Here is a 23,121-nt window from a genome sequence, read left to right as displayed (position 1 = left end):
ATGAATGGCGTGTGACATTTCACATAAGACTGATGACGCACGGCCCTGTCCGAAAGCCGTCGCCGGTCCATAACATCCGCGCCATGGACTTGGAGATACGGCACCTACGGGTGGTGTGCGCGATCGCCGAGGCGGGGAGCCTCACCCGCGCCGCCGCCGCACTCCACATGACGCAGCCAGGACTCAGCGCCCAACTGCGCCGTATCGAAGCCATGCTGGGCGGGACCCTGTTCGACCGGCGACAGGAGGGCAGCGTCCTCACACCCTTCGGCGAGCTCGTCATCGGGCGGGCCCGCGCCGTCCTGCCGGGCATCGACGGGCTGCTTGCCGACACGGCCCGGGCCGCCCGCCGCATGTCGGCCGCAGACCGGATCCGCGTCGGCTCGGTCGGCGCCCCGCTGCTCGGTCATCTCCTCCTGGCCGTGAAGGCGTTGCTGCCCGAAGCCCACCTGACCGCCCGCTGTCAGTACTCCCCCGGTGCTCTGCTCGACGACCTCGCCGCAGGCCGGCTGGAAGCGGCAGTACTCGGTGACCACCCCGACCAGGAGCTGCCGCAGCGTGAGGGCGTGGCACTCCACGCGATCGTCACCGAACCGGTCTTCGTCCTCCTGCCGGCGACCCATCCGCTTGCCGCGCGGGACGAGGTCCCGCTGCCCGAGCTTCTGGACGAGGACTGGGCGGTTCCCCGGCCCGACAGCGACCGGACCCGCGAATACTGGGCTTCCGTCTGCGCCCTGACGGACCGCGCTCCGTTCGCCCCTTACGAAGCGGAGGGGCGGCAGCTGATCGAGATCGTACGGGCGGGCCTGGCGGTCAGCCTCTGCCAGGCCACGTTCATCGAGGTGCCCGGCGTCGCGGTCCGCCCCCTGGCCGAGAACCCCTTGTGGTACCGGCACATCCTGGCCTGGCACCACGATGGCCCTCTCAAGGCCTGCGGCACCGAGATCCTGCGCCGGGTCGTCGACGGCTACCTGTCCACCTGCTCCGCCAGCCCGACGTACGCGCGCTGGCGGGAGCGGCACCGGGCTGAGGCCCGGCCCTGAACTGTCCGAGGTGCCGCTGCGAGGGCCCGCTGGACTCTCCCTGCCGGAGTGAACCATCTGCCAGGTTCGTCCCGGGCTGGCCGGATTTTCGTGCGTACCCGTACTTGAGCGTCCCCTGATTGTTCCGGCTCTGGTCCGGCGGCCAAGGTGGCAGGCACGAGGTTGTCCCACCAGACGTCCCCACCCCACGGCCCGGCCGTCGAAGGCCAGGAGCGTGAAGGAGCTCCACGTGATCACAGTCGAGAAGACACGCTCCGTTACCTTCGGTTGTCCCTCGACCCGGACCGCCAACCGGGCGAAGCTGGCCGTGTGCGTCATGCCTGCCGCTGCCGAATCGGTGCCCGTCCTGCGGCGTTTCGCCCGTGATGTGGCGCGGCGGTGGGCGCCGTCCGACGCGGTCGACGAGGCGCTGGCCGTCATCGTCACCGAGCTGGTCGGGAACTCGGTGCGGCACAGCGGCGGTCCTGACGTGGCCGTGCTGCTGGCCGTCACCGACGCGACGCTGACGGTCCAGGTCCAGGACACTGGGCAGTGGCGGCCCCGGCCGGCCGCGCGCCGCGTGAGTGAGGACGAGGTCGGCGACATGGCGTGCTGCGGTCGTGGCCTGCGGATGGTGGACGCATACGCGACCAGCTGCGCCGTCATCGTCACGCGGAGCGGTACCCGGGTGGCTGCGGAGCTGATGCTGGGAGCCGGTGAGGGACAGCCGCTCGGCGGTGGGGTCACCGGGCCCTGCTGAGGGCTGCTTCGTAGCGGCTCGCGACGATCTGAGCAGCGGTTTGCCGCCTCTCACGCACCGGTCTAGCGTGGCCAGCACAGGGCTGCGGGATCGGTCCGGACCGCTCCGTCCGGTGCCGCGGACGAGGCAGGTGATCGCGTGCGAATCAGCCCCGACCACACTGTCGCGGCGACCGGCGGGAGCTTCCGATTCATCGGCCGGCAACGTGAGTTCGGCTTGCTCGTGGACGTGCTCCGCCATCCGCCCGGAGTCGTGATGATCGAAGGCGAGGCCGGGATCGGGAAGTCCCGTCTGGTCCGCGAGGCCGTGCGGTCAGCGGGGGACCGCCGGGTTCTGACGGGCTTCTGCCACCCGCTGCGCGAGCCTTTCCCGTTCGGCCCGGTCGTGGACGCCCTGCGGAAGGCGGGCCGCTGGCTACCGCCGCCGGGGCGCATTCCGCCGACCGCCGGTGCGTTGGCACGGCTCCTGCCGGATCTGGCAGACCGGCTGCCGCCTCCGCCGCCGCGGCCGGAGGACGCCCAGTCCGACCGCCACCAGCTGGTGCAGGCGGTCCGCTCCTTCCTGGAGGCACTGGGCGCTGCGACCCTCGTCGTCGAGGACCTGCACTGGGTCGACGAGGCCACCCGCGAACTGCTCCTCCTTCTCGCCAGGGACCTGCCCGAGCAACTGAGCCTGGTGCTCACCTTTCGGGCCGAGGATCTGCCCGTGGACACTCCGCTGCTCGGGGCCGCGTACCGCCGCCCGCCCGGGACCGGTGGCACCGTGATCCGCCTGGACCCACTGTCCGAGCAGGACGTGCAGGAACTGGCGCATGCCGCGCTCGGCCCGCGCGCCACACCGGCGCTGAGTCGCGTCCTCTACCACCGCAGCGAGGGTCTGCCGCTGGTCGCCGAGGAGGACCTGATCACTCTCTGCGAGCATGACCAGTTCCTCAGCAGCGACGATCTCGCCGCCCTCGAACACGCCGAGGTGCCCAGAAGCCTGCGCGAAGCGGTCGCCGAACGCCTGGCAGCCCTGTCACCGGCCGGGGCGGCGATCGTCGACGCGGCCTGTGTGCTCGCCGCCCCCACCGCCGAGCCCCTCCTCGCCGGCGTCGCCGGACTGGACGCGGACAGCGGCGCCAAGGGTTTGACCGAGGCGCTGCGGTCCTCCCTCCTCCGCGAGACCGGATCGAGCCAGTACGTGTTCCGGCATGTCCTCGCCCAGCAGGCCGCCTACCAGCACATCCCCGGCCCTCAGCGCGCCCGCCTGCACCGGCGGGCGCTCGAGGTGCTGGAGTCGCAGTCGCCTCCGCCGCTGGTGCAGATCGCGCATCACACCCTCGCCCTGGGCGATCACGAGGCATGGCTGCGGCAGGCGGAGGCCGCCGCCGACCAGGCGATCGCCCTGGGTGACCAGGGCACCGCCGCCACGCTGCTGCAGCAGATCCTGGACCAGCCGCAGCCGGACACCGGCCTGCGGTCGCGGGCCGCCCTCGCGCTGGCGCGGATCGCCGTCAACGGCGTGGACTACGCCGCCAACGCTGCCGTGCTGCGCCGCATCCTCGCCGACCCGCAGCTGCCGGTGGCCACGCGTGGCGACATCCGCCTGACGCTGGGCATCATCATGATCAGCCAAGTCGGCGACCGGGCCGGCTTCCGGCAGCTCGACGAGGCTGTCGAGGAGCTGAGCAGCCGCCCCGAACGTGCCGCCAGGGCCATGACCGCCTTGGCGATGAATGAGCAGGACGGCGCCTCGGATCATGCCTGGACCTGGCTGGACCGGGCCGAGGACACGATCCGGGACAGCCCCGACGTGGCCATCCGGGCGACGGTGCACGCCACCCGGCTCACGCTGCTCGCCCGGGACGGCAATGCCGAGGTATGGCCCCTCCTGGAGCGGCTGCCGCGATGGCCGGACGACGCGGAAGTCCTCCGGCAGACGGCCCGCGCCCTCTACAACGTCGGCGAAATCGCCATCGAGCTGGGCCACGACCGTGATGCCATCGCGCTGCTGGAGGAGAGCCGGGCGCTCGCCGGGCGCGCGGGGATTCCGTATCTGGAGTGCTACTGCCGCATCGCCCTGCTTCGACTGGCCGGTCTGGCCGGCCACTGGACAGACCTGGAGCAGCGCTTTGCCACGCTCGGGGACGAGTTCCCCGACATCCGCATGGCCTCGGCGGAGCAGGCCATGGTCAACGCACGGCTGGCAGCAGCCCGTGGCCAGCACGCCCGCGCTCTGGAGTGGCTGGATGCGGCCGCCGCCTCCGGGGAGCGGGAGTCCCAGGTGACCATGGCGTGCCGGGCTGCCGCGGAGATCGCCGCGATCCGGCTGGCGCAGGGGGAACCGGAGGCCGCCTTGGCGACCACCGACCCGGCGGTGGCGGCGCTGCGCCGGGCAGGCGCGTGGGCGAGGGCCACCGGTCTGGTACCTGTCGCCGTCGAAGCGGCTCTCGCGCGCGGCGGCCGGGAGGCCGCCGGACAACTGGCCCAGGAGGCCGAAGGCGGGCTGCGAGGCCGAGACGCGCCTGGTGCCATCGCCGAACTGCACCTCGCGTGGGGCCTGTTGCGCGACGAGGACGCCGAAGCTGCCGCCGAGCAGTTCGGGCGTGCCCGCGAGATGTGGCAGCAGATCGGGCGCCCGTACGAGTCCAACCGCGCGGCCGAACGGCAGGGGTGCGCGCTGGGCCGCTCCCATCCCGACGTGGTCGTCAGGCATCTCACCCAGGCCATCGACGCGTACGAGCGGCTCGGCGCTGCCTCCGACGCCGCCCGGTGCCAGCGGACCCTCCGTGAACTCGGCCTGGCCCGCCCGTCGCCGCGCGGACGTCGCGGCTACGGGGACCAACTCTCCCCACGCGAACGGCAGGTCGCCGAGCTGCTCGCCCGAGGTGCCACCAACCAGGACATCGCGCAAGCACTGTTCCTGTCTCCCCGTACCATCGAGCAGCACGTGGCCCACGTGCTCAAGAAGCTCGGCGTCACCAGGAAGAACGTCCGCAACGCCCTCTCCGGATAGGACGTTGTGGTCGGCGGGCACCCGCCCGCGGCGCGCTCGTCGTGCCGGGCCACATCAGCCCTCCGCTTGACAGTCGCAGTTGCACCGACACCGCTACTCGCGGCCCCGAACTGCCCGTCTGCTGCCCGAGTGTGGGTTTTGCGGGCGATGCAGGCATGTTCCAAAAGCTTTTTGACACTGGGACGTTGCAGATGTCCACGAACGGTAACGGCGTTGCCGTGGGTCGAGGAGCCGCCTTTCGCGGGGAGGGTTCGCCGTGCGCATGATGATCACGCATCCGACCACGGGGCCGCCGGCCCCTCTTCCAATGAAACGGGGACCTCACTATGGCGTCCGCTCTCAGTGCCAAGTCCTTTCTCGTCGCCGCCGCGGTCCTTGCGGGGACCACGCTGCTGACTGCCTGCCAGGACGACACCACCGGTCAGGGCTCTTCGTCGAAGACCGCTGCTCCCACGGCGTCGGCGAAGGTGCCGGTGGGGTCGAAGGGGGTCAGCGGGACTTTCGCCGGCGGCACGGTGGAGTACCTGGCGCCGGGCAAGTACATCGTGAACACCAACGGCAAGGAGCAGCAGTTCCTCACCGCCGAGGACACCAAGGTCTACGGCGCGGGCACCATCTGCGGGAAGTACAACCCGGCCGCCAACACCCCCTGCACGGTCGATGAGCTGGAGAAGGTGCTCAAGAACGGGTCCATAGCGGCAGACGTGGTCATGAAGGACGGCGTTGCCGCCACGGTTACCGAGCGTGCCGCACCCGACGAGGGTGACCCGGTCGACGACAGCAAGGACGGCTCCGGCGCCCCGGCCGGGGGCGAGGACGAGGGAACGATTGACGGCATCAACAAGGGCAAGGGCGTCAACGGCACCTGGTTGGGCAAGGTGTCGTACCTGGCGCCGGGCAAGTTCACCGTGTCGGACATGAAAGGAACCGAGCAGCAGTTCTTCTTGGCGAATGACACCCAGATCTGGGGCTACGGCGTCATCTGCGGTGACAGCAACACCGGCGAAGGTGGGCAGGGGGGCACCGAATGCACCGAGGAAGAGCTGGAGAAGGCCGCCAAGGGTTCCGGCCTGACCGCCAAGGTCGTCATCCTCAACGGCATCGCCACCACGATCACCGAAGACCACTGACACCGCGAACGCGAGTACACGCAGCGCGGCCCGGCAAGGCCGCGCTGCGCCCGCACCCGGCGTCGCGTTCTCGTGAAGTCCGCGCTGATAGGCCGATTGACCGATGCCGCCGCATCCCACCCGGATGTTCATTGGTCGCAGCTCCCCGGCCGTGCGCGGCCCCGGAGTCACGAGCAGGACACGGGGCGCAGGCACCGTTCCTGATGCTCGGCTGCACCGGGCCTGTCGTCGCTCAAACCGTCGGCGGCCGACCGTACTAAGGAACCAAGGATGGGACGACAAATGACCGCCAGAGTGACGATGGGCTCGCAGGACACCCGGGCGTCGAGGAACCAAGGGGTGGTGGCCCAGATGTACGCCGATCTGAGCCGTGGGGACGGTGAAGCGGTCCTCAGCACGCTGAGTGAAACGATCGAGTGGGTTGTCGCCGCCGGGTTGCCCTACGGCGGAACCTACCGCGGCCGTGAGGCAGTGCTGGTCAACGTGTTCGCCCGGTTCGACACGCAGTGGGACGACTTCGCCGTTGCCCCGGCAGAGCTCGTTGCCGTCGAGGACGTGGTGATCGCCCTGGGGCACTACGAGGGGCGGGGCCGTGAGACGGGTAAGGCGATGAAGGCACGTTTCGCGCATGCGTGGCGCTTCGAGGACGGTGTGCCGGTCTCGTTCGAGACCATCGCGGACACGGGCATCATGGTCGCCGCCATGTCATAGGCGCCGAGCCGTCATCCGGTTGTCCACCAGCGCGAAGCCACGGGCAAGTTCGCTCCGGATCATGCGAGTCCGCCGGTGCGCACCGATCGCGGCAGGGCTTCTGCGCACCTGGTTGTGCCCGTCGCCGGGGACCGGCGGCGGGCGTTCCACCGGCCGCCTCTGCGTCAGCGCGTGTGAACCGTTCGGTGGAGTGTCCCGTAGGGCCCGGTGCGGCGGCGTGGAAGCTCGTCGCGTTCCCAGACCTACGGAAGGAAACGGCATGGCTGGTGGCCAGATCAACATTGACCCGGCAGAGATCGAGGAAGCAGCGGCCTGGCTGCGGACCCAGAAGGAGATGCTGCAGCAGAGCCTCCGGGAGGCCGACACCAAGATGGGCGACGTCGTCGCCGCGGCTTACAGCACGCCGGGCTCCGAGACGAAGTTCAAGCCGTACTGGGACGAGTACAACCGCGGCACGCGCGACGCCATCGAGGGTTTGCAGGGCGTCAGCGAGTTCCTGAAAGCGGTGGCCGACGCGTTCGTCAGCACCGACGACCAGACCGCCGGATCCATCGGCTGACCCACGGCCCACGACCCACGGCCGGGCGCCGGAAGCGGGTGAACCACTGCCGCCGTCCGGACCCGGCCGTCCTCCCGTACGGATCAAGGGGCCAAGGGATCAAGGGACTACGGAGGTACCCGCGTGTCGCGCATTCGCATTCCGATGGACGAGCTTGAGGAGGTGATCAAGATGCTCGACGAGATACGTGACCGGATCTCCAGGACCGCCGGCCTCGGCTCAGTCGGTTCGGAGGCCGACGTGGGCGACGAGAACCTGAGCGAGGCCGTCAGCAGCTTCGACAGCGCTTGGAAAGGAGGGCACGAGCGGGTTCAGGAGAACGTCGACACCTTCAAGCAGGCCGCCCAAGGCATCGTCGACAACTTCCGTTCCACAGACGACCAGTTGGGTCAGGAACTCGCCAAGGACCAAGGGGGCGGCGCATGAGCGGCCCGGCACCAGCCCTGCGCATACCCGCCAACTACGGGCTGCGGCTCCCGGAGTCCTGGTGGAATCTCGACCTGGACCCGAGCACCCGGGACGGATCGATCCGCCGCCGCATCATGGAGGACGTCGGCGAGGACATCCCCGCCGACGCACGTGAAGGGCTCGACTCGCTGATCCGCGCGGCCCGTCGCAGCGCCCGCGAGGCCCATGCCCGGGGTGCGCTCCAGTTCGCCGGCATGTTCGACCTCATGGAGGACGGCTCCGTCCTCATCGGCAACGTCATGGTGCTGCGTTTCGACCTGCCGGAGGACGCCCCCGCCGATCTGACCGAGCTGATGCTCGCCTACGCGGTACGGGGCGCCAGGAACCCGATCGGCAAGGGCACCCGCGCCCGGCAGAGCGAGATCATCGAGCTTCCGCACGCGGGCCCGGCCGGCCGGGCCACCTCGGTTGAGGACATCGATTTCTACGGACGCGGCCGGGCCCGGGTGGCCATCATGCAGACCATCGTCCCGGTGCCGGGCACCGGTTCGATCCTGGTCGTGGCCGGCACCACGCCCAACCTGACCCTGGTGGACCCGTTCTTCGACATGTTCGACGCCATCGCAAGCACGCTCAAGTTCGACGTGTGATCCGGGTGGCGATGTGAACGACCCGAGAAAGCGAGGTTCCTGAGATGACACGGCCACCGACGGCCGAATGGGAGGTCCTCGACCTGTCCGAGGACCCCACCCCCGGCGACCCGGAGATCCTCCGCAAGCTCGCCGACGAATACGACTCGGTCGCTGACGACGCCGAGAGCTCTTTCACCTTCATCAGCCGGGTGGAGGCCGGCGAGCTGGGCGAAGGCCAGTCCATGGACAAGCTTCGCGAGGTGCTTGACGAGCTGCCCCAGCAGGTGGGCCGGCTCAAGGACTCCTACCGGCGCGCGGCGGACGCGCTGAGCGCCTACGTTCCCAAGCTGGAGGCACACCAGGACCAGGCTGAACGGGCCCTCCAGCAGGGCCGCGAGGCCCGCAGCCGGCTCGACATCGCCACGGCCACACTGGACGCCGCCGGGGCCAACCTCTCCACCCTTCAGAATGCCGCCGATCCGCCGCTCGACGACAAAGTGGCCCGCGACGCCGTCGACAAGGCCCAGGCCGAGAAGAACACGGCGCAGGGCGACGTGGACTCCGCCCAGGCCGATCTCTCGGCGGCGCAGCGGCTGGCAGCCGACGCCAAGGCGCTGCGCGAGACCGACGCCCAGGCCGCGGCCACGGAGCTGGACACGGCAAGCGGCGACGCTGTGAAGAAGAAGAGCTTCTGGGACGGGCTGTGGGACGAGATCGCGGGACTCGTCATCGGCATCGTGGCCGTCGTCGTGGCCGTGGTGGCGATACTCGTTCCTCCGCTCGCGCTGGTCGGTCTCGGCGTCGGTCTCGCGCTGGGCGTGGCGGGGCTGGGGTTGACGATCGGCAAAGGCGTCGCCACTGGTGAGTGGGACATCGCCGGTCTGGTCCTCGGTATCGTCGGCCTGGGGCTCGGCGGGATCGTGGTGGCCGCGAAGGTCCCCGCGATCACCAACGCGGTCAAGAACGCCGGGCAGTGGGGCAAGAACCTCGGCAAGCCCAAGCCGACGGGCGGCACCGGCGGTTCAGGTGGAGGGGCGAACGCTGTTCCGTTGCAGCCCGTGCCGCCACGCCCCTCGCCCCCGAGCCCCGCGCCGAGCAGTCCCGCGCCAAGCCGGCCGCCCAGCCCCGCACCAAGCCCACCCCCGAGCCCAGCACCCAGCAGCCCCGCGCCAAGTCCGCCGCCAAGCCCAGCGCCGAGCAGTCCCGCACCAAGCCCACCCCCAAGCCCCACACCCAGCAGCCCCGCCCCAAGCAGTCCCGCACCAACCCCGCCGCCCAGCCCGGCACCCAGCAGTCCCGCACCAACCCCGCCCCCAAGCCCCACACCCAACAGCCCCGCACCAACCCCACCCCCAAGCCCCACACCCAACAGCCCCGCACCAACCCCACCCCCAAGCCCCACACCGACGGCGCCCGCCGCGCCCCCACCGCCCTCCAAGCTGGACACCGCCGCCAAGTGGGCTGACCCAATCGCCATCGTTTTGGGCACCGCCGGCATCGGCTACGCCGCCTGGCAGTTCGACCAGGCAAAGGCTGATCAGAAGGAGGACGCGCAGCCAGCCTGACGTCCGCAGCACACGATCGCCCTCCCCTCCTCCCGGCCACCGACCGGGGGGGAGGGGAGGGCGATCTGCTCTGCCAGGCCCCGTCGTTCACACGGTGGTCTCCGGGACCTGGAGCATGCGCAGATTCCCGTCGCCCGCGCTGAAGAACACCCTCCCCGGCCGCCCCGCGCCGAGCCGGCTGCGCGGGATCTTGCCACCGATGAGGTCGCCGTCGCCCACTGCCTGGGGACTGAGCAGGGCGCCCTGGCGGTTGCGCCGAGCCTCGGCGAACCAGCCGGAGAAGCCGCTGGCCAGCCGGTCGATCTGGCCGGCGAGGACGAGGCCCCGGCCAAGCTCGCTGCCGGTGCGGCAGATCTCGCTGAGCACGGGCTCCGCCGCGGTCTGCTGGAGCAGGTCAGCGTCGTCGACGACCACCACGACCGGAGTTGTCGCCTCGGCCAGCACCTGTTCCAGCTCCGCCCTGGGGATGTCCGGCCCCTCATACACCGCGAGCACGCCCGGCCGCCCGGCGAGTGCCCGCAGCGGCGAGCGCCGCGGTGCCGCGACGACCACCGAGGTCCCCGCCTCCAGCAGCGAAAGCGCCATCGTGAGCAGGACCGTACTGCGTCCGGAGCGCTGCGGGCCGCCGACGATGAAGGACGGGGTGAGGGACAGGTCGGGGCCGTGGGCGGTGAGTTCGTCGCCGCCCACACCGACCGGCGCCCACATCGGGCCGGGCCGCCGATCCGCCGGGGGCAGGTGCGCGGCCGCCTGCTCCGGGGTGAGCCGGTCCGGCAGCAGGTCGACGCGGAACGGGCGGCGGCCGTACGGCACTTCGGCGTCGAGCTCGGTGCGGGCGGTACCGATGGCCTGGAGTGCGGCGGCCTGGGCCTGGCCCGTGGAGTCCTGGTCCAGGAGGGCGATCTGCACCTCGGTCTTGTCCACCGCGCGCAGGGCGCGCCCCGAGGGGATGTCGTCCGGGACGGCCCGCTGGGAGACGCCGATCATGGAGTACTCGGCCTTGTCGTTCATCCGCAGGACGAGCTTGTCCTCGGTCGTGGAGCTGACCCGGGTGGAGAACAGCGTGCGGTCTCCGGCGAGGAGCACGTGCACGCCGACGCTCGCACCGTCGCGCAGCAGGGCGAGAATGCCGCTCAGCAGTGCGCCCGAGTCGTAGTCGGCGAGGGTCTTGTCGAACACCTCCCAGCGGTCGAGGAGTACGAGGATGTGCGCGGGCCGCTCCTCCGGCGGCAGGACCCGGCGCAGTTCGGGCAGGTCGGCGGCGCCGCGGGCGGCCAGCAGTTCCTGGCGGCGGGCGACTTCGGCGGTGAGCCGGTTCAGCAGCCGGGCCAGCCGGTCGGGCTGGGTGCGCTGGACGACGGCGCCGGTGTGCGGGAGGGCTTCGAGGGCCAGCAAGGCGCCGTTGCCGCAGTCGATGCCGTACAAGTGGACGTCCGCGCTGGAATGGGCCCGGGCGAGCGTCCCGGCGATGGTCCGCAGGGTCTGGGACCGCCCTGCCCGGGGCGAGCCGACGATGTGCAGATGGCCGAGCGTTGCCAGGTCCAGGGCCACCGGCGCCTGCTGCTGCTCGGCGGGCAGGTCGACGAGGCCGTATGCGACCGGCGCGAGGTCGTATCCGCCGGGCGTCGCTGCGACGGGCGGCAGCTCTGCCGTGACCAGGGTGTCGGGTAGGGCGGGCAGCCAAGGACTGTGCTGCGGCGGGACGTTGAGATCCCGGGCGGCGCCGCGTACGGCTTCGACGAGGTCTGCGAGGTCGGTGACTTCGGCGTCCGCCGCCTGCTGTGCGGCGCGGGGGCGTGCGGGCAGCGGGCGGCCGAGCTGGTTCCAGCCGAGCGGCACGACCCAGGGCGCCGGGACCGACGCCGTGGACACGCCCGGCCTGCGGCCGCCTACCCGCCCGGCCTGGAACGGCACGAGGGAGTTCTGGCCGAGCCGTACGTAAGCACGTCCCGGGGTGTTCTTGGAGATCGCGGCGGCCTCGGGCGAGGTCAGCACGTCCTGGCTCTCGCCGGCGTCGGTCACCCGCAGGGCGATCCGCAGATTGGTGTTGGCGCGGATCTCAGGGGAGACCACGCCGCCGGGGCGCTGGGTCGCCAGGATCAGGTGGATGCCCAGGGAGCGGCCCCGCTGGGCGATGTTGACCAGCCCCTTCACGAAGTCGGGAAGGTCGCGGACCATCGAGGCGAACTCGTCGATGACGATGAGGAGCCGGGGCATTGGCGTGCGGCCGGGTTCGCGCCGCAACAGGTCCACGTAGTCGTCGATGTCCTTGGCCCCGGCATCGGCCAGGATGTGTTCGCGCCGCTTCAGTTCGGCCGAGAGGGAGGTCAGCGCACGCTCGACGAGGTGTGCGTCGAGGTCGGTGACCATGCCGACCGTATGGGGCAGGGACACGCAGTCCTTGAACGCGGAGCCGCCCTTGTAGTCGACGAGGACGAAGGTCATGGCGTCCGGCCGGTTGGCCACCGCCAGCGAGGCGACGAGGGTCTGGAGGAACTCCGACTTGCCGGAGCCGGTGGTCCCGGCGACGAGCCCGTGCGGCCCGTCACCCCGCAGGTCCAGGGCGAACGGGCCGTCCAGCGAGGCACCGACGACCGCCGACGTGGTGCGCCCGCCCGCCTTCCAGCGGCCGGCGACCTGCTCCGCCGTCGGGGGGTCCAGCGCGAGGACGTCCAGCAGCCGGGCCGAGGCGGGGAGCACCGAGCCCTCCTCCTCCACCCCGCTGGAGTCGCGCATCGGGCCGAGCGCGCGGGCGACGGAACGGCACCAGTCGACGGACACGGCGTCGGGGCGGACTCCGGTGCGGGTGGCGAACTGGGACAGCCCGACCCGCAAGGTACCGCCCGCCTCCTCGACCACGACTGCCAGGCACTCCTCCGGCAGCAGGCGTTCCTCGCTGTCGAGGCACAGGGCGTGCACACCGACGGCCGGTCCGTCACGCAGGATCTGCACCACGCCCGGGAGCGAGCGCAGCCGCCGGGCGCCGTCCAGGACGACGAGCACGTCCGGTTCCCGGGCGGAGCCCCGCTCGCGTGCCGCCGCCGTACGGGCGGATATCAGCGCGGTCAGCTCGGCCACCCGGCGGGCCGAGGTCTCGGTGTCGGTGCCGATGCTGGTCAGGGTGTCGCCGGACCGCTGCCGTACGTGGGGCAGCCAGCGGACCCAGGTCCAGGCGTCCTCGCCCGCCTCGCCGGTGGTGATCACATGGATGACCAGGTCCTTGGGACTGTGCAGGACGGCGGCCTGGGCGAGAGCCCAGCGCGCCACGGCCCGGGCGGCCGGTCCCCGCCCGGCGATGCCCAGTACCTTGTGCTCGCGCAGCCGGACCGTGACGGGCACGTCGAACGCGTCCCGCGCCACCTGGCGCCGGTGCTCGTCCTGGGTGGGGTCCTGGAGGACCACGTCGGACGGCTGGTCGGCGGTCCCGACCCGCAGTTCGAGAAAGTCGGCGTCCGACGTACGGCGCTCCCACAGCCTGCGGCGCGGGCCGACGGCCGTGAGCAGCACGGCGGCCGGGTCGGGAAAGCCCGCACGGCGGGCGGTGCGCTCGGCGACCAGTGCCTGTTCGGCGTCGGCCTCGATCCGGGCCTTCTTCTCCTCGTACTTGGCGAGCGTGGTGGCGTACGTTTCACGGCCGAACCGGCGGTTCATGAAGTGGTTGCCGAGGATCGAGACCGGTGTGAGCAGGCCGAACAGCAGGAAGGTGAGCCTGCCGAAGACCAGGACCCCGGCGCCCGCCACGACCAGCGGGAGGATCGCCGCGAGATACGGCAGCGGCCGCCTGGCCGGCTGGGCCGGCGGGGACGGCAGGGTGAACCGGGTCTCGGGCTTCGGCGGCAGGAGCCGTGGAGGGCGGTTGTAGTCCCATCCGGTGCCGTCCTCGGACGGCTGGACTGCCGCGTCCGGCCGCTCCGGCACGACGAGTTCGAGCAGGCATGCGCCGATCACGAGCTGCGCACCGATGGGCCACGACTGTTCGCCGTCGACCTCGCCGCAGTCCAGCCGCAGGGAGTTCTCCGCTCCCTGCGGAATGAGGATGCAGCGCCCGCCGGGCCCGACGCGGAGCACGGCGTGCTGCGGGTCGGGGGTGCCGCGGCCGAGTTGCGGTGTGCCGTCGGAGGCGAGACCGATCGGGTAGTCGCCGATGTCCAGTCGGTGCACCGCACCGGCTCCCGGGCCGCCGACCACGCGTACCTCCACCAGGCCACGCGGTTCCGCCGCGGGGAGTCCGGCGGAATGGCCCAGGCCGACCACTCCGGCGTCCCGCAGCGGCGAGTCCCTCAGGAGCATGTCCTCCGGCAGGACTTCACCGTCGATGTGCAGGCCGGATCCGGTCAGTGGCAGCGCGGCACCGCCCGCCTCGGCCAGCGCCTGCGCGACGGCGCCCATCGGTGTGTCGGGATCGGCGTCGAGGTGTACGTCAAAGGCGTCGCCGACATCGTCGACCACGGTGAACATCAACCGCACGTGGATTCTCCAGGCAATTCGGAAACGGCGGGAAGCCGCGGTGGGTGCGCGGGCCACTCGGGCCCGCACGGGCCCTACGGAGGAGGCACGCAAGCGGTTCACTCCGTCAGCACCGGGCGTGAACCGTCCGGGTGCCGGGTCCGTAGGCAGCCGTTGACCGTTCCCGGTAACTCTCGTGACCTTGACAAAGGTGGTCGCATGATCTCGTCCGTCACCCTGGCCGTCGTGCTCGGCCTGGCATTGATCGGCGCCATCGCCGCGCTTGTCTTCACCGAAGTCAGATCCCGCTCCGGCGCACCGCCCCGTCCCGCCCCCGCGTCCGTCACGGGACGGGATGCCTTGAACGTCATCGACCTCGGTCTGCGGAGTGTGGCCGCGGAATGCGTGCGTGCCGGCCGTGCTCTGCCCGATGTGTACGCCGTCGTCCTCTCCGCAGACCGGCTGACGCTACGGCTGTCCGGTGCCGACCCGGATGCGCCACCACCCTGGACCACGGACGACTCGGGCGAGGAGTGGTCGGCGGGACCGACGCAGCTGGACGGTACAGACCTTGGGGGTACAGCCGAAGTGGCAGATCCCTATGCGCTGACCGTCACCATCGGACTGGACCGGAACGACCGGGTGATGGTCGAGCTGTCGCGGGCGTCGGCGGCCATCTCCGTGACCGGGGACGGCCGCGACGTACGGAAGCTGGTACGAGCCCTGGTCGCCGAGTTGGTCACCGGCCCGGTGGGGCGTCATGCCGAGGTCACGCTGGTGGGATCGGCCGCTGCCGAGATGACCCTCGGGCTGGGCCTGCAGTCGACGCGTCTGCACACGGTTGCCACGCTGCGCGAGGCGCTCGCCCAGGACTCGGCCGACGCGCGGGCGTCGGCCGCTTCCGGCCCGGCATCCCCGGTCACCCAGGTCTTCCGGCTGATCGAGGGCAGCAGTGCAGTGATCGTGCAGGGCCGCGCCCCCCGGCTCTTCGTCCTGGACGCCGCCCAGTTCCGCGACGAGAAGGAAGCAATGACACACCTGAACGCGACGGACGCGCTGATCGTGCTCGGCGACGTCCCCGATTCCGGCTGGCGCTTCCGGATCGGTGACGACGGTTCACTCGACACCGGCCCGCTGGGGCTGCGGGTCGGCGTCCACGCAGGCCGGCTGTCCTGAGCCGGCCACCGTCGAACCACCGATGCGCCCCGCCGGAGCCTGCCAGCGGGGCGCATCGCGTGTGCGGGACCGGGTCAGACGGTGCGGAGACCGCGTTTGTGCAGGGCCTCGCGCAGCGCGCGCATCGCATAGTACGTACGCGACTTGACCGTGCCAGGAGGCACACCCAACACCTTCGCCGTCTGGTTCACGGTGCGGCCCATGTAGTGAACGTGCATCAGAACCTCCCGCTGGTACGGTGCGAGATCCTTCATGGCCTCGATCACCACCTGCGTGGTGAGCGCGTTGTCGACGCCGTCCTGGATCGGCAGTTGTGTCTCATCCGGGTCGCCGAGCTCCGGTGGCCGTGCCTGCCGGGCACGGTAGCCGTCTATCACCAGGTTGCGGACCACGGTGAACAGCCATGAGCGCAGTGCATCGGCAGTGGGGTCGAGCTCGGCAGCGTGCTGCCAGGCGCGGATCGCCGCCTCCTGCAGGACGTCCTCGGCGCGATGCCTGTCACCCCTCAGCAGGCGGGTGGCGAAGCGCAGCAGTACGGACCCGTGGCGTTCGTACAGAGCTCTGAGGAATTCCTCGGTCGGCTCTGCGGAACAGGCCCCTGGTGCGTGCTTGGTGGGCAGGAGCAGTTGCTGCAAGGAGTTCCCCCTGTGATCTCGTGCCGACCCGGTCGGTCCGAGGTGTCCCGGTCGTTGAAGACCTTTCGAAGGTGAGCCCGGACTTGAGACGCGCATCGTGGAGATGTCCGGTCTGGAACATCCCGTGCGCGCACCCGGCAATCGCACCGGTGCCTGTCGAACGGGTCGGCGGTGACGGCCTTCGCTCGCCGTCCGTGCCGGTCCGGTTCGAGCTGCCGATCACTTTTCTACCGGCAGGATCGGGGGCCGATCGGGCCTGCCAGGGCGGAAGTTGTGACCGCATGCGACCGATTCGTCGAGCACGATCCGTTGACCGACGTGCGCGAACGACGGTCAACACGTCGTTCCGCCTGCCCGATTCGGCCGGAGCATTGCCCGATCCCCGCCCGACCTGATCTCCAGGGGTTCACGGGACCCGGCGTCGCGGACGAGGAGGAGCCGAGATGGTCGAGGTGAGCAGGGACCGGCTAGTCACGACTCGGTTCGCCGACCGCCAGAACAGCGACGTCACCCGGACTCAGCGCCCGGTCGTAGGCGTGCACATCGGTGATGGCACCGGCCCAGACATCGACCGTCCTGCCATTGGAATTGCCGCGGCCGATCACGAGGTTGCCCGCGGGCCGCTCCGGGTTCCGTGCTCGGACGCTGCCGGCCAGGGCACCGTCCACGTAGATCCTGAGCATGCTGTCGCTGTGGCTGTAAGTGCCGACGAGGTGGTACCAGAGGCCCAGTTCTGGTTCGCCCACTGCGTCGGCGAGGGCACGGGCATTGACAAAGCTGAAGGAGAACCGCCTGTCGCTGTCGGAATACTGCAGCTGGAAGACGCTCGCCGTCTCGCTGTCCAGGGAGACAGCGGTTCTGAAGCCCCCGCGGGCGTTCAACCGGACCCAGGCGGCAACGGAGTAGTCGCCGTCAGCGGTGTCCAGGACCGCGGCACCGGTGTCCGCGAAGCCGGAGGAGCCGTCCAGCAGCAGGGCTCCCCCGTTGGGGCCGGTGGTCCAGCTCGCTCCGCCCTTGAGCGTCGCATGGTGATCGCCAACCAGATCCGTGGCAACTCTTCCGGACGTCGCGTGCGCGGGCCACCAGCCCACGCCCTTCAGACCCGGTGTGCCGCCGTGACCGGCGGGTCCGGCAGCCTCTGGGGTCTCTCTTGCGGCACCCGTGCCGCTGCGCATGTCGACGATCACGAAGGTCAGCGCGACGGCCAGTCCGACGATCACGGCGATGAGCGACCACCTGCGCGTCATGTGTCTCTCCAGGAGTTCGGGAGGATGGGTCTGTGCCGTGGTCGACGGACGCCGCGCGAAAGCGGTTCAACACCTGTGGGGCCGGCGCCGTGAACCGGGGTTCAGGAATCTCCGTTTCGCCCGATGGCGGGTCCGGGCAAGCGGAAGAGCATGCAGGGAGGTGCGACGGTGAGGTGTCAACAGGTGCGCGTCGAACTGGCGGCATATTCGCTCGGGGGGCTCGACCCCGCCGACCGGGAAACCGTGGAGGTACATCTGGCCGACTGCCCGGAGTGCCGGGAGGAACGTGGAAGCTACGTCGGTCTTGTCGGGCTGATGGGGACGGGGCAAGTGCGGGAGGCGTTCGATGTGCCGAGCGTGGATACCGGCCTCGAATGAGCCTTGCGGCTTACTGTCCGAAGATCTCCGGCCTGCCCGGTGGTCACTGAACGCCGAGCGGGCCGCTCACACCCGGATGACCTGAGGGCCCAGCAGCGAATAGCGCTGGGCCTCCGTGGCGGACAGCGCGGTATCGGTGACGATGGCTTCGAGCTCCCGCACCTCGGCGAACCGGCAGAAACTCACCGCGCCGAACTTGGTGTGGAGGCCGACGAGTATCCGGCGCCGGGCCGACTTCACGGCCTGTGCCTTGACCTGGCCGACCGCCGGATCGGGCGTGGTCAGCCCATGCTCACGGGAGATGCCGTTCGCACCCACGTACGCCAGGTCGATCACGAAGCCGGCCAGCATTTCTTTCGCCCATTGATCCACCGTGGCCATCGTCGTACCCCGCACTCGACCGCCCAGCAGCAGTACCTGTGCGTGGTCGCGCTCGGCCATGACGGCTGCGGTGGTGAGTGATGCGGTGACGATGGTCAGCCGCCGGTCCTGCGGCAGCGCCTGCGCGATCAGCTGTGGGGTGAAGCCCTCGTCGATGAAGACGGTGACAGCTTCCCCGAGCAGTTCGGCCGCCGCCGCCGCGATCCGGGTCTTCTGCGGTACATGCCGGGTGGCACGAGTGGCCAGAGTCGTCTCGAATCCGGCGCTCTCGACAGGGTGGGCGCCACCGTGCGTACGCCGCACCAGACCGAGATCCGCCAGTACCCGCAGGTCGCGGCGCACGGTCTCCGCGGAGACGGACAAGTCCGCCGCCAGGGTGGCGACTTCCACCGATCCGTCCCGACGCGCGACCATCAGAGCTTCTCGTCGGCGTTTGTCGGCGTTCAGGGTCTTCCCCTCCGGATTGGTGTCTTCTGGTGGCTGAACAAGGTGCGGGTGGCACACGCCCAGAGGCGCTCGTGAGCCAACGAGCTGACGATCGGGCGAGGTGCGGTACCGATGTTGTCCGAGCGCTGCTGTCACGGCATCGGTCAACCGGCCTATGGCGAGGCGCTGTCGGCCACATTCAGGCGGCCCGGCTCGGTCTGCTGGACCGGCTCATCACCAGAGGTCGCGGCGTCGAATGAGTTCGCCGACAATCCCCGGCGGGGGTGCGCGTCAACCTGACCGGACAGCAGAAGCTGGTGTCAGGGAAGCAGTCCATGCTCCATGGCAAAGACCGTGATACCGGCCCGGGTCCGCTGGCCGGTCTTGTCGTAAATGTGGGCCAGATGGTGCCCCACCGTCCGGCTCGAGATCGACAGTTGCATACCGATCTCCCGATTGCGCAGCCCTTGGGCCGCCAGGCAGAGCACCTGCACCTCACGATCGGTCAAGCCCGCGGGCAGGGCCGCATTCGGTGCGACGGGATACGCGACCTTGAGTTCGCGGCCGGTGAGCCGTTCGGGACCGTCCACCGAGCGACGGAACCCACCCGCTGCCCTCAGCTCGCTTTCCGCTCGCGCCGCGAACGCTGCGGCGCCCATCGTGGAGAGCTGCTCGTGCGCCGTCAGCAACTGCGCGCGAGCATCGACACCGCGTCTTTGGCGACGCAGCCACTCTCCGTAGGAGAGGTGCGCCCGGGCCAGATTCACGCGCATCCGTGTCCGTCCCAGTCGTTCGATCGCCTCCCGATAGAGGTCCTCCGCCACGGTGTCGTCCGAGACCAGGGCTCGCGTCGCGGCCCCGACGCCGAGAGCCCAGTCGGTGCCGCACGGAAGGGTCCTCTCTGCCAGCTCGTCCGCCGCGTTGACCGCCACCTCCGTCTGCCCCAGGCGACTGGCAGCCTCGACGACCTCGGGCAGGGCCCACACCCCGAACGCCGAGATCTGGATCTGCGCCGCGGCTTTCCGCGCGGCAACGAGCGCGGCGTCATAGCGGCCGCCGCCGTTGTGCAGCACAGCGGTTGCCAGCTCGGTGATCGTGACCGCGGTCGCCTCTCCGCGCGTCGCCGCTTCGCGTGCGCTGACATCCAACAGCCGCGAACCCTGCTCCGGGTCACCGCGCCATCCGGCCAGAAACGCTGCCCCGTACGTCGGTTGCGGCGCACCGGTCGCCTCTGCCACGGCATCGGCTTCCTGGATGAGCGCGCCGGCGGTGTCGAAGCGGCCCTCCTGCAAGCGCAGCCACGCCTCGAAATTCAGACCGACCGGCAGCACAGCGAGCGCTCCCGAGTCCCGAGCGGTCGCGGTCAGCCGCGTACAGAGCGCCTCCAGGGCATCGTCGTCCCATACGCCCCACGCTGCTCGACAGGCGAGCGGGAGTGCGCGCATGTCACCGGATCGCCGATACGCGGAGAGCGAGGCCCGGATATCCGGTACGGCTGCAGCCAGCCCCTTGGTGAAGAGCTTCACCAGGCCGTCGAGCAGAAGGTCGGCTCCTCCTGGAGGCTGCGGACAAGGTGTGCTGCTGAGCACTGCCTCGGCCGCCCGGACGACCGACTCGGCATGGCCGAATCGGCCTGCCCACGCGGCCGCCCACAGCACTTCCAGGAGTGTTTCGCGGGCGAGCCCGGCGTCGAAGGGGGTGAGCAGTCGCGCTGCTTCGAGCAGCAGCGGCGGAGCCTCGCTTCCCCGCTGCACCGCGAACGAGACCTGGCCGCGCAAGCGTACCGATCGGGCGTGCTGGAGGCCGTCGAGCAGACTGGCGTCCATCGCGGCGAGCAGGCTCAGCGCCTCGTCCGGAGCGCCGGCGTCGTGCTTGGCCTGCGCGGCCGTCAGCAGGCGTTCGTTCCGGCGGGTGGGGTCCGGCGTCAGTACGGCCGCCTTCTCCAGGAAGGCCGCCGCTGCGGCCAGACCGCCGCGGACCTGTGCGCGCTGCGCCGACCGCTCCAGCTCGGCTGCGACATCCTCGTCCACGCCGGTCGTCGCCTGGGACCGGTGCCAGGCGCGTCGATCGGGATCCGTCCGCCGGTCCGTCGCCTTGGCCAGTACCGAGTGAGCGGCGCGGCGCTCGGCCAGCGGCGCGGCCCGGTAGACAGCGGAGCGTACGAGCGGATGGCTGAACCGTACTCGTGAGGCGAGCTCCAGCAGCCCGGCCGCCTCGGCCGGGGCCGCCGCCTCGATGTTCGTGCCGAGGGATGCGCAGGCCCGCTGGAGCAGCGCCGGATCACCGACCGGCTCCGCCGCGGCGATCAGAAGCAGCCGTCGCGTGTCGTCGGGCAGTGCCGCGACGCGATCGTGGAAGCTCCGCTCAATCTTCCCGGTGACCGTGTCCGGGAGGGCGTAACCGCCCGCAATGGCTGACGGACCTGCGCTGCGCGCCAGCTCCAGCAGTGCGAGCGGATTGCCACGCGCCTCAGCGATGATCCGTTCACGGACCGCTCCGTCGAGTGGCGCCAGGACTTCCGCGGCCAGCAGCTCGCGGGCGTCACCCTCGGGGAGGCCCGGCACGGTGACGAAGGGCAGCCCTTTCAGTACATCGGTGTCCGGCACGTCACGCAGCCCGAACGCGAAGGCGACGCCCATGTCCCCAACCCGTCGGGCGACGAACGCGAGGACACGCGCCGAGGCGCTGTCGAGCCACTGGGCATCGTCCACGACACAGAGGGCCGGGGTCTCACGCGATGACTCGGTCAGCAGGCCGAGGACGGCCAGTCCGACGCGGAAGGGGTCGGCGGCCACGTCGCTGCGCAATCCGAACGCGGCCTCCAGCGCCTCTCGCTGAGCGCCGGGAATCCGGTCGATCCTGTGCAGGAGCGGCGCGCAGAGCTGATGCAGAGCCGCGAACGGCAGGTCCATCTCGAACTCGACGCCGACGGCACGCAACGGCTCGAAGCCCGTCGCCGCGTCCAAGGCGTAGGCGAGCAGCGTGGTCTTGCCGATACCGGCCTCACCGTGCAGGACCAGTGCGCCGCCATGTCCCGAGCGCGCCGATCGGACGAGCTGCTCGACTGCCTCTGCCTCGCGTGCCCGACCACGAAGCTGGGCCGGGCGCGACGGGAAATGTTCCTGTGCCACTTGATGCATCCCCCAGAACGCTTTGACGCCTATTGCAGTTCGGCGTAGGCCTCCAGGGCCGGTTCGAGGATATATGAGGCTTTGATCAGCCAGATTGAGCTGCTACTCACCAAGTGGTGGCGGGTCCGGCCGGCTTCTTCCCCGGGCCGGATAGGTCGGTTGGCCGATGCACCGTGGCGCCCGGTCGTGAATCGTGGGTCACAGAAAGACCTGCACCACGGCTCGTGGGCCAGGGACAGTAAGAGCAGTTGAAGGAGACTGATGGTCAACGCGCCCGAGGTGGCCGGTGTGGAGTGCATCGAGCCGGCTGAAGTCCACTTGGACGACCTCGACTTCATGGGCAATCTGCACAACGGCCGGTTCCCAATGCTGGTCGAACGTGCGCTGGTACGGATCTGGGCGCGGGCGGGTTATTCGTTCGTCGAGGGTGTGCCGACACATCCGGACGTGATGCACGCCGTGCTCGAGCAGACGTTCCGGTACCGCAGCCCGGTCCGCGGAGTCGGCCGCGTCAACGTGTGCTTCCGGCTGCAGCACCTCGGGAAGAGCAGCATGGTCTACGCCTTCCGCGTGGTCTCCGAGGACGGGGAGACGGTCCACGCCGAGGGCAGCCGCGCCGAGGTCAACATCGACATGGCCTCTCTCGGGTCCGCGCCCTGGGCCGACGCCACCCGTGACCTCGCCTGCAACCTGTTCGGGGCGTCCCCCGAGGGCACCGCAGCACCCAACGCGGCGGGCTGAGCCTGAGGGGCTCGAAAACAGAAGCTCCACCGTCTCAACGACCGCATTTCCAGGGGGACCTGACAGATGAACCGCACCCGCCGAAAAGCCTTCCTCGTTTCCGTCTCGCTCCTGGGAGGCGTCATGCTGATGACCGCTTGCCTGGGAACGGACACGGACGCCTCGCCGCCCAAGTCCTACGACAAGGGCTCCGGCACCCCCGAGGGCGGAGGGCCCAATGGCGGAGGAACCGAGGGCGGCACCGGAACCGGCACCGGCTCCGGCTCCGGTGCCGACACCGGTGCCGACACCGGTATCGGCGAGCGGGCCGAGGTCGGGCAGACCTGCGGCGCCAACGACCTTTCCTGGAACGCCAGGTCCGAGGGCCAGGCCGGCGGATACATCCTGATCACCGCGAAGGCCAAGTCAGGAATCACCTGTGCACTGCCCGCAGAGCTCCCGACGGTGGCCTTCGGGTCGGGCGGCACCGAAGCGCGCCCGGCGGAGCGGCCGACCGCCAAGCGGATCACCCTGAGCGGGTCAACCACCGCCTACGCCGGAGTGAACCCGAAGAACACCCCGGGAAACGGCGGCAAGGGACTGGACAGCGTCATCGTGGCCGTCGGCAACGACGATCCGAACCCCGTCTCGCTACCGATCAACACCATGACCGTCGATGACCCGGTCGTCACCAACTGGCACACCTCGGCATCGGCCGCCGTCCCCTTCGGCACCTGAACGCCGGCTCGCGGGGCGCCGACAGCAGTCGGCCCGGCGGAACTCGTCCCACCAAGTGA

The 23,121-nt window shown here is 70.5% G+C and carries 18 protein-coding genes; 13 read left to right on the top strand and 5 right to left on the bottom strand.

Annotated features, from left to right (window positions below; translation table 11 throughout):
• The first annotated feature begins 83 nt into the window (after nt 1-83).
• From ACH4YL_RS24050 to ACH4YL_RS24010, 9 genes are all read left to right on the top strand, one after another.
• Entirely contained in the window at nt 84-1,043 is a 960-nt protein-coding gene (locus ACH4YL_RS24050) for a LysR family transcriptional regulator (RefSeq protein WP_398509470.1), read from the top strand.
• 229 nt (nt 1,044-1,272) lie between these two features.
• Nucleotides 1,273-1,782 (top strand): ATP-binding protein, encoded by a 510-nt coding sequence (locus ACH4YL_RS24045; RefSeq protein ID WP_398509469.1) that lies wholly within the window; start codon nt 1,273-1,275, stop codon nt 1,780-1,782.
• 138 nt (nt 1,783-1,920) lie between these two features.
• Entirely contained in the window at nt 1,921-4,779 is a 2,859-nt protein-coding gene (locus ACH4YL_RS24040; protein ID WP_398509468.1) for an AAA family ATPase, read from the top strand.
• A gap of 326 nt (nt 4,780-5,105) precedes the next feature.
• A complete protein-coding gene (locus tag ACH4YL_RS24035) occupies nt 5,106-5,909 on the top strand; it encodes a hypothetical protein (RefSeq protein WP_398509467.1) in 804 nt (267 codons plus the stop codon).
• Nucleotides 5,910-6,191: 282 nt separating this feature from the next.
• A complete protein-coding gene (locus ACH4YL_RS24030) occupies nt 6,192-6,620 on the top strand; it encodes a nuclear transport factor 2 family protein (RefSeq protein WP_398509466.1) in 429 nt (142 codons plus the stop codon).
• Nucleotides 6,621-6,879: 259 nt separating this feature from the next.
• Complete coding sequence (locus ACH4YL_RS24025) at nt 6,880-7,179, top strand: WXG100 family type VII secretion target (protein ID WP_398509465.1); 300 nt, start codon at nt 6,880-6,882, stop codon at nt 7,177-7,179.
• Between the two features lie 123 nt (nt 7,180-7,302).
• Nucleotides 7,303-7,605, top strand: a complete 303-nt coding sequence (locus ACH4YL_RS24020) for a hypothetical protein (protein ID WP_398509464.1) — start codon at nt 7,303-7,305, stop codon at nt 7,603-7,605.
• Nucleotides 7,602-8,237 carry a hypothetical protein gene (locus ACH4YL_RS24015; RefSeq protein WP_398509463.1) on the top strand — a complete coding sequence of 212 codons (636 nt, stop codon included), beginning with the start codon at nt 7,602-7,604 and terminating at the stop codon, nt 8,235-8,237. Before ACH4YL_RS24020 ends, ACH4YL_RS24015 begins: the two co-directional genes overlap by 4 nt.
• Nucleotides 8,238-8,281: 44 nt before the next feature.
• Nucleotides 8,282-9,784, top strand: coding sequence for a hypothetical protein (locus tag ACH4YL_RS24010; protein ID WP_398509462.1), 1,503 nt, complete (start codon nt 8,282-8,284; stop codon nt 9,782-9,784).
• Between the two features lie 87 nt (nt 9,785-9,871).
• Here the strand turns inward: ACH4YL_RS24010 and ACH4YL_RS24005 are convergent, their stop codons facing one another.
• Nucleotides 9,872-14,242: an FtsK/SpoIIIE domain-containing protein gene (locus ACH4YL_RS24005; protein WP_398509624.1), complete on the bottom strand. Its 4,371-nt coding sequence runs from the start codon at nt 14,240-14,242 to the stop codon at nt 9,872-9,874.
• 207 nt (nt 14,243-14,449) lie between these two features.
• Between ACH4YL_RS24005 and ACH4YL_RS24000 the strand changes: the two genes are divergently transcribed.
• The gene (locus ACH4YL_RS24000; RefSeq protein WP_398509461.1) at nt 14,450-15,406 is read left to right on the top strand and encodes a hypothetical protein; all 957 of its coding nucleotides are present in this window, start codon (nt 14,450-14,452) and stop codon (nt 15,404-15,406) included.
• A 74-nt stretch (nt 15,407-15,480) separates the two neighbouring features.
• Here ACH4YL_RS24000 and ACH4YL_RS23995 read toward each other — a convergent pair whose 3' ends face one another.
• Both ACH4YL_RS23995 and ACH4YL_RS23990 read right to left on the bottom strand, forming a co-directional pair.
• On the bottom strand, nt 15,481-16,041 hold the full coding sequence (locus ACH4YL_RS23995) for a sigma-70 family RNA polymerase sigma factor (RefSeq protein WP_398509460.1): 561 nt from the start codon (nt 16,039-16,041) through the stop codon (nt 15,481-15,483).
• Between the two features lie 467 nt (nt 16,042-16,508).
• Nucleotides 16,509-17,288 (bottom strand): LamG domain-containing protein, encoded by a 780-nt coding sequence (locus ACH4YL_RS23990; protein WP_398509459.1) that lies wholly within the window; start codon nt 17,286-17,288, stop codon nt 16,509-16,511.
• A gap of 183 nt (nt 17,289-17,471) precedes the next feature.
• On the opposite strand from ACH4YL_RS23990, the gene ACH4YL_RS23985 reads away from it, so the two are divergent.
• A complete protein-coding gene (locus ACH4YL_RS23985; protein WP_398509458.1) occupies nt 17,472-17,666 on the top strand; it encodes an anti-sigma factor family protein in 195 nt (64 codons plus the stop codon).
• 66 nt (nt 17,667-17,732) lie between these two features.
• Here ACH4YL_RS23985 and ACH4YL_RS23980 read toward each other — a convergent pair whose 3' ends face one another.
• Both ACH4YL_RS23980 and ACH4YL_RS23975 read right to left on the bottom strand, forming a co-directional pair.
• Nucleotides 17,733-18,461 (bottom strand): DeoR/GlpR family DNA-binding transcription regulator, encoded by a 729-nt coding sequence (locus tag ACH4YL_RS23980; RefSeq protein WP_398509457.1) that lies wholly within the window; start codon nt 18,459-18,461, stop codon nt 17,733-17,735.
• A gap of 332 nt (nt 18,462-18,793) precedes the next feature.
• Nucleotides 18,794-21,604, bottom strand: coding sequence for a helix-turn-helix transcriptional regulator (locus ACH4YL_RS23975; protein ID WP_398509456.1), 2,811 nt, complete (start codon nt 21,602-21,604; stop codon nt 18,794-18,796).
• Nucleotides 21,605-21,865: 261 nt separating this feature from the next.
• Here ACH4YL_RS23975 and ACH4YL_RS23970 point away from each other — a divergent pair, with 261 nt between their 5' ends.
• Nucleotides 21,866-22,345, top strand: coding sequence for an acyl-CoA thioesterase (locus ACH4YL_RS23970; protein WP_398509455.1), 480 nt, complete (start codon nt 21,866-21,868; stop codon nt 22,343-22,345).
• A 66-nt stretch (nt 22,346-22,411) separates the two neighbouring features.
• Nucleotides 22,412-23,062 (top strand): DUF4232 domain-containing protein, encoded by a 651-nt coding sequence (locus ACH4YL_RS23965; RefSeq protein ID WP_398509454.1) that lies wholly within the window; start codon nt 22,412-22,414, stop codon nt 23,060-23,062.
• The last annotated feature ends 59 nt before the right edge of the window (nt 23,063-23,121 follow it).

The sequence above is a fragment of the Streptomyces sp. NPDC020681 genome, from assembly GCF_044334895.1.
Taxonomy (GTDB): domain Bacteria; phylum Actinomycetota; class Actinomycetes; order Streptomycetales; family Streptomycetaceae; genus Streptomyces.
The sequence above is the reverse complement of the archived record's forward strand: the minus strand, read 5'-3'. Positions and strand labels throughout refer to the sequence as shown.

Coding starts and splice junctions, on each gene's coding strand:
- ACH4YL_RS24050 (WP_398509470.1), top strand. CDS start 84: ATGGACTTGGAGATACGGCACCTACGGGTGGTGTGCGCGATCGCCGAG.
- ACH4YL_RS24035 (WP_398509467.1), top strand. CDS start 5,106: ATGGCGTCCGCTCTCAGTGCCAAGTCCTTTCTCGTCGCCGCCGCGGTC.
- ACH4YL_RS24030 (WP_398509466.1), top strand. CDS start 6,192: ATGACCGCCAGAGTGACGATGGGCTCGCAGGACACCCGGGCGTCGAGG.
- ACH4YL_RS24025 (WP_398509465.1), top strand. CDS start 6,880: ATGGCTGGTGGCCAGATCAACATTGACCCGGCAGAGATCGAGGAAGCA.
- ACH4YL_RS24015 (WP_398509463.1), top strand. CDS start 7,602: ATGAGCGGCCCGGCACCAGCCCTGCGCATACCCGCCAACTACGGGCTG.
- ACH4YL_RS24010 (WP_398509462.1), top strand. CDS start 8,282: ATGACACGGCCACCGACGGCCGAATGGGAGGTCCTCGACCTGTCCGAG.
- ACH4YL_RS24005 (WP_398509624.1), bottom strand. CDS start 14,242: ATGTTCACCGTGGTCGACGATGTCGGCGACGCCTTTGACGTACACCTC.
- ACH4YL_RS24000 (WP_398509461.1), top strand. CDS start 14,450: ATGATCTCGTCCGTCACCCTGGCCGTCGTGCTCGGCCTGGCATTGATC.
- ACH4YL_RS23990 (WP_398509459.1), bottom strand. CDS start 17,288: ATGACGCGCAGGTGGTCGCTCATCGCCGTGATCGTCGGACTGGCCGTC.
- ACH4YL_RS23980 (WP_398509457.1), bottom strand. CDS start 18,461: ATGGTCGCGCGTCGGGACGGATCGGTGGAAGTCGCCACCCTGGCGGCG.
- ACH4YL_RS23970 (WP_398509455.1), top strand. CDS start 21,866: ATGGTCAACGCGCCCGAGGTGGCCGGTGTGGAGTGCATCGAGCCGGCT.
- ACH4YL_RS23965 (WP_398509454.1), top strand. CDS start 22,412: ATGAACCGCACCCGCCGAAAAGCCTTCCTCGTTTCCGTCTCGCTCCTG.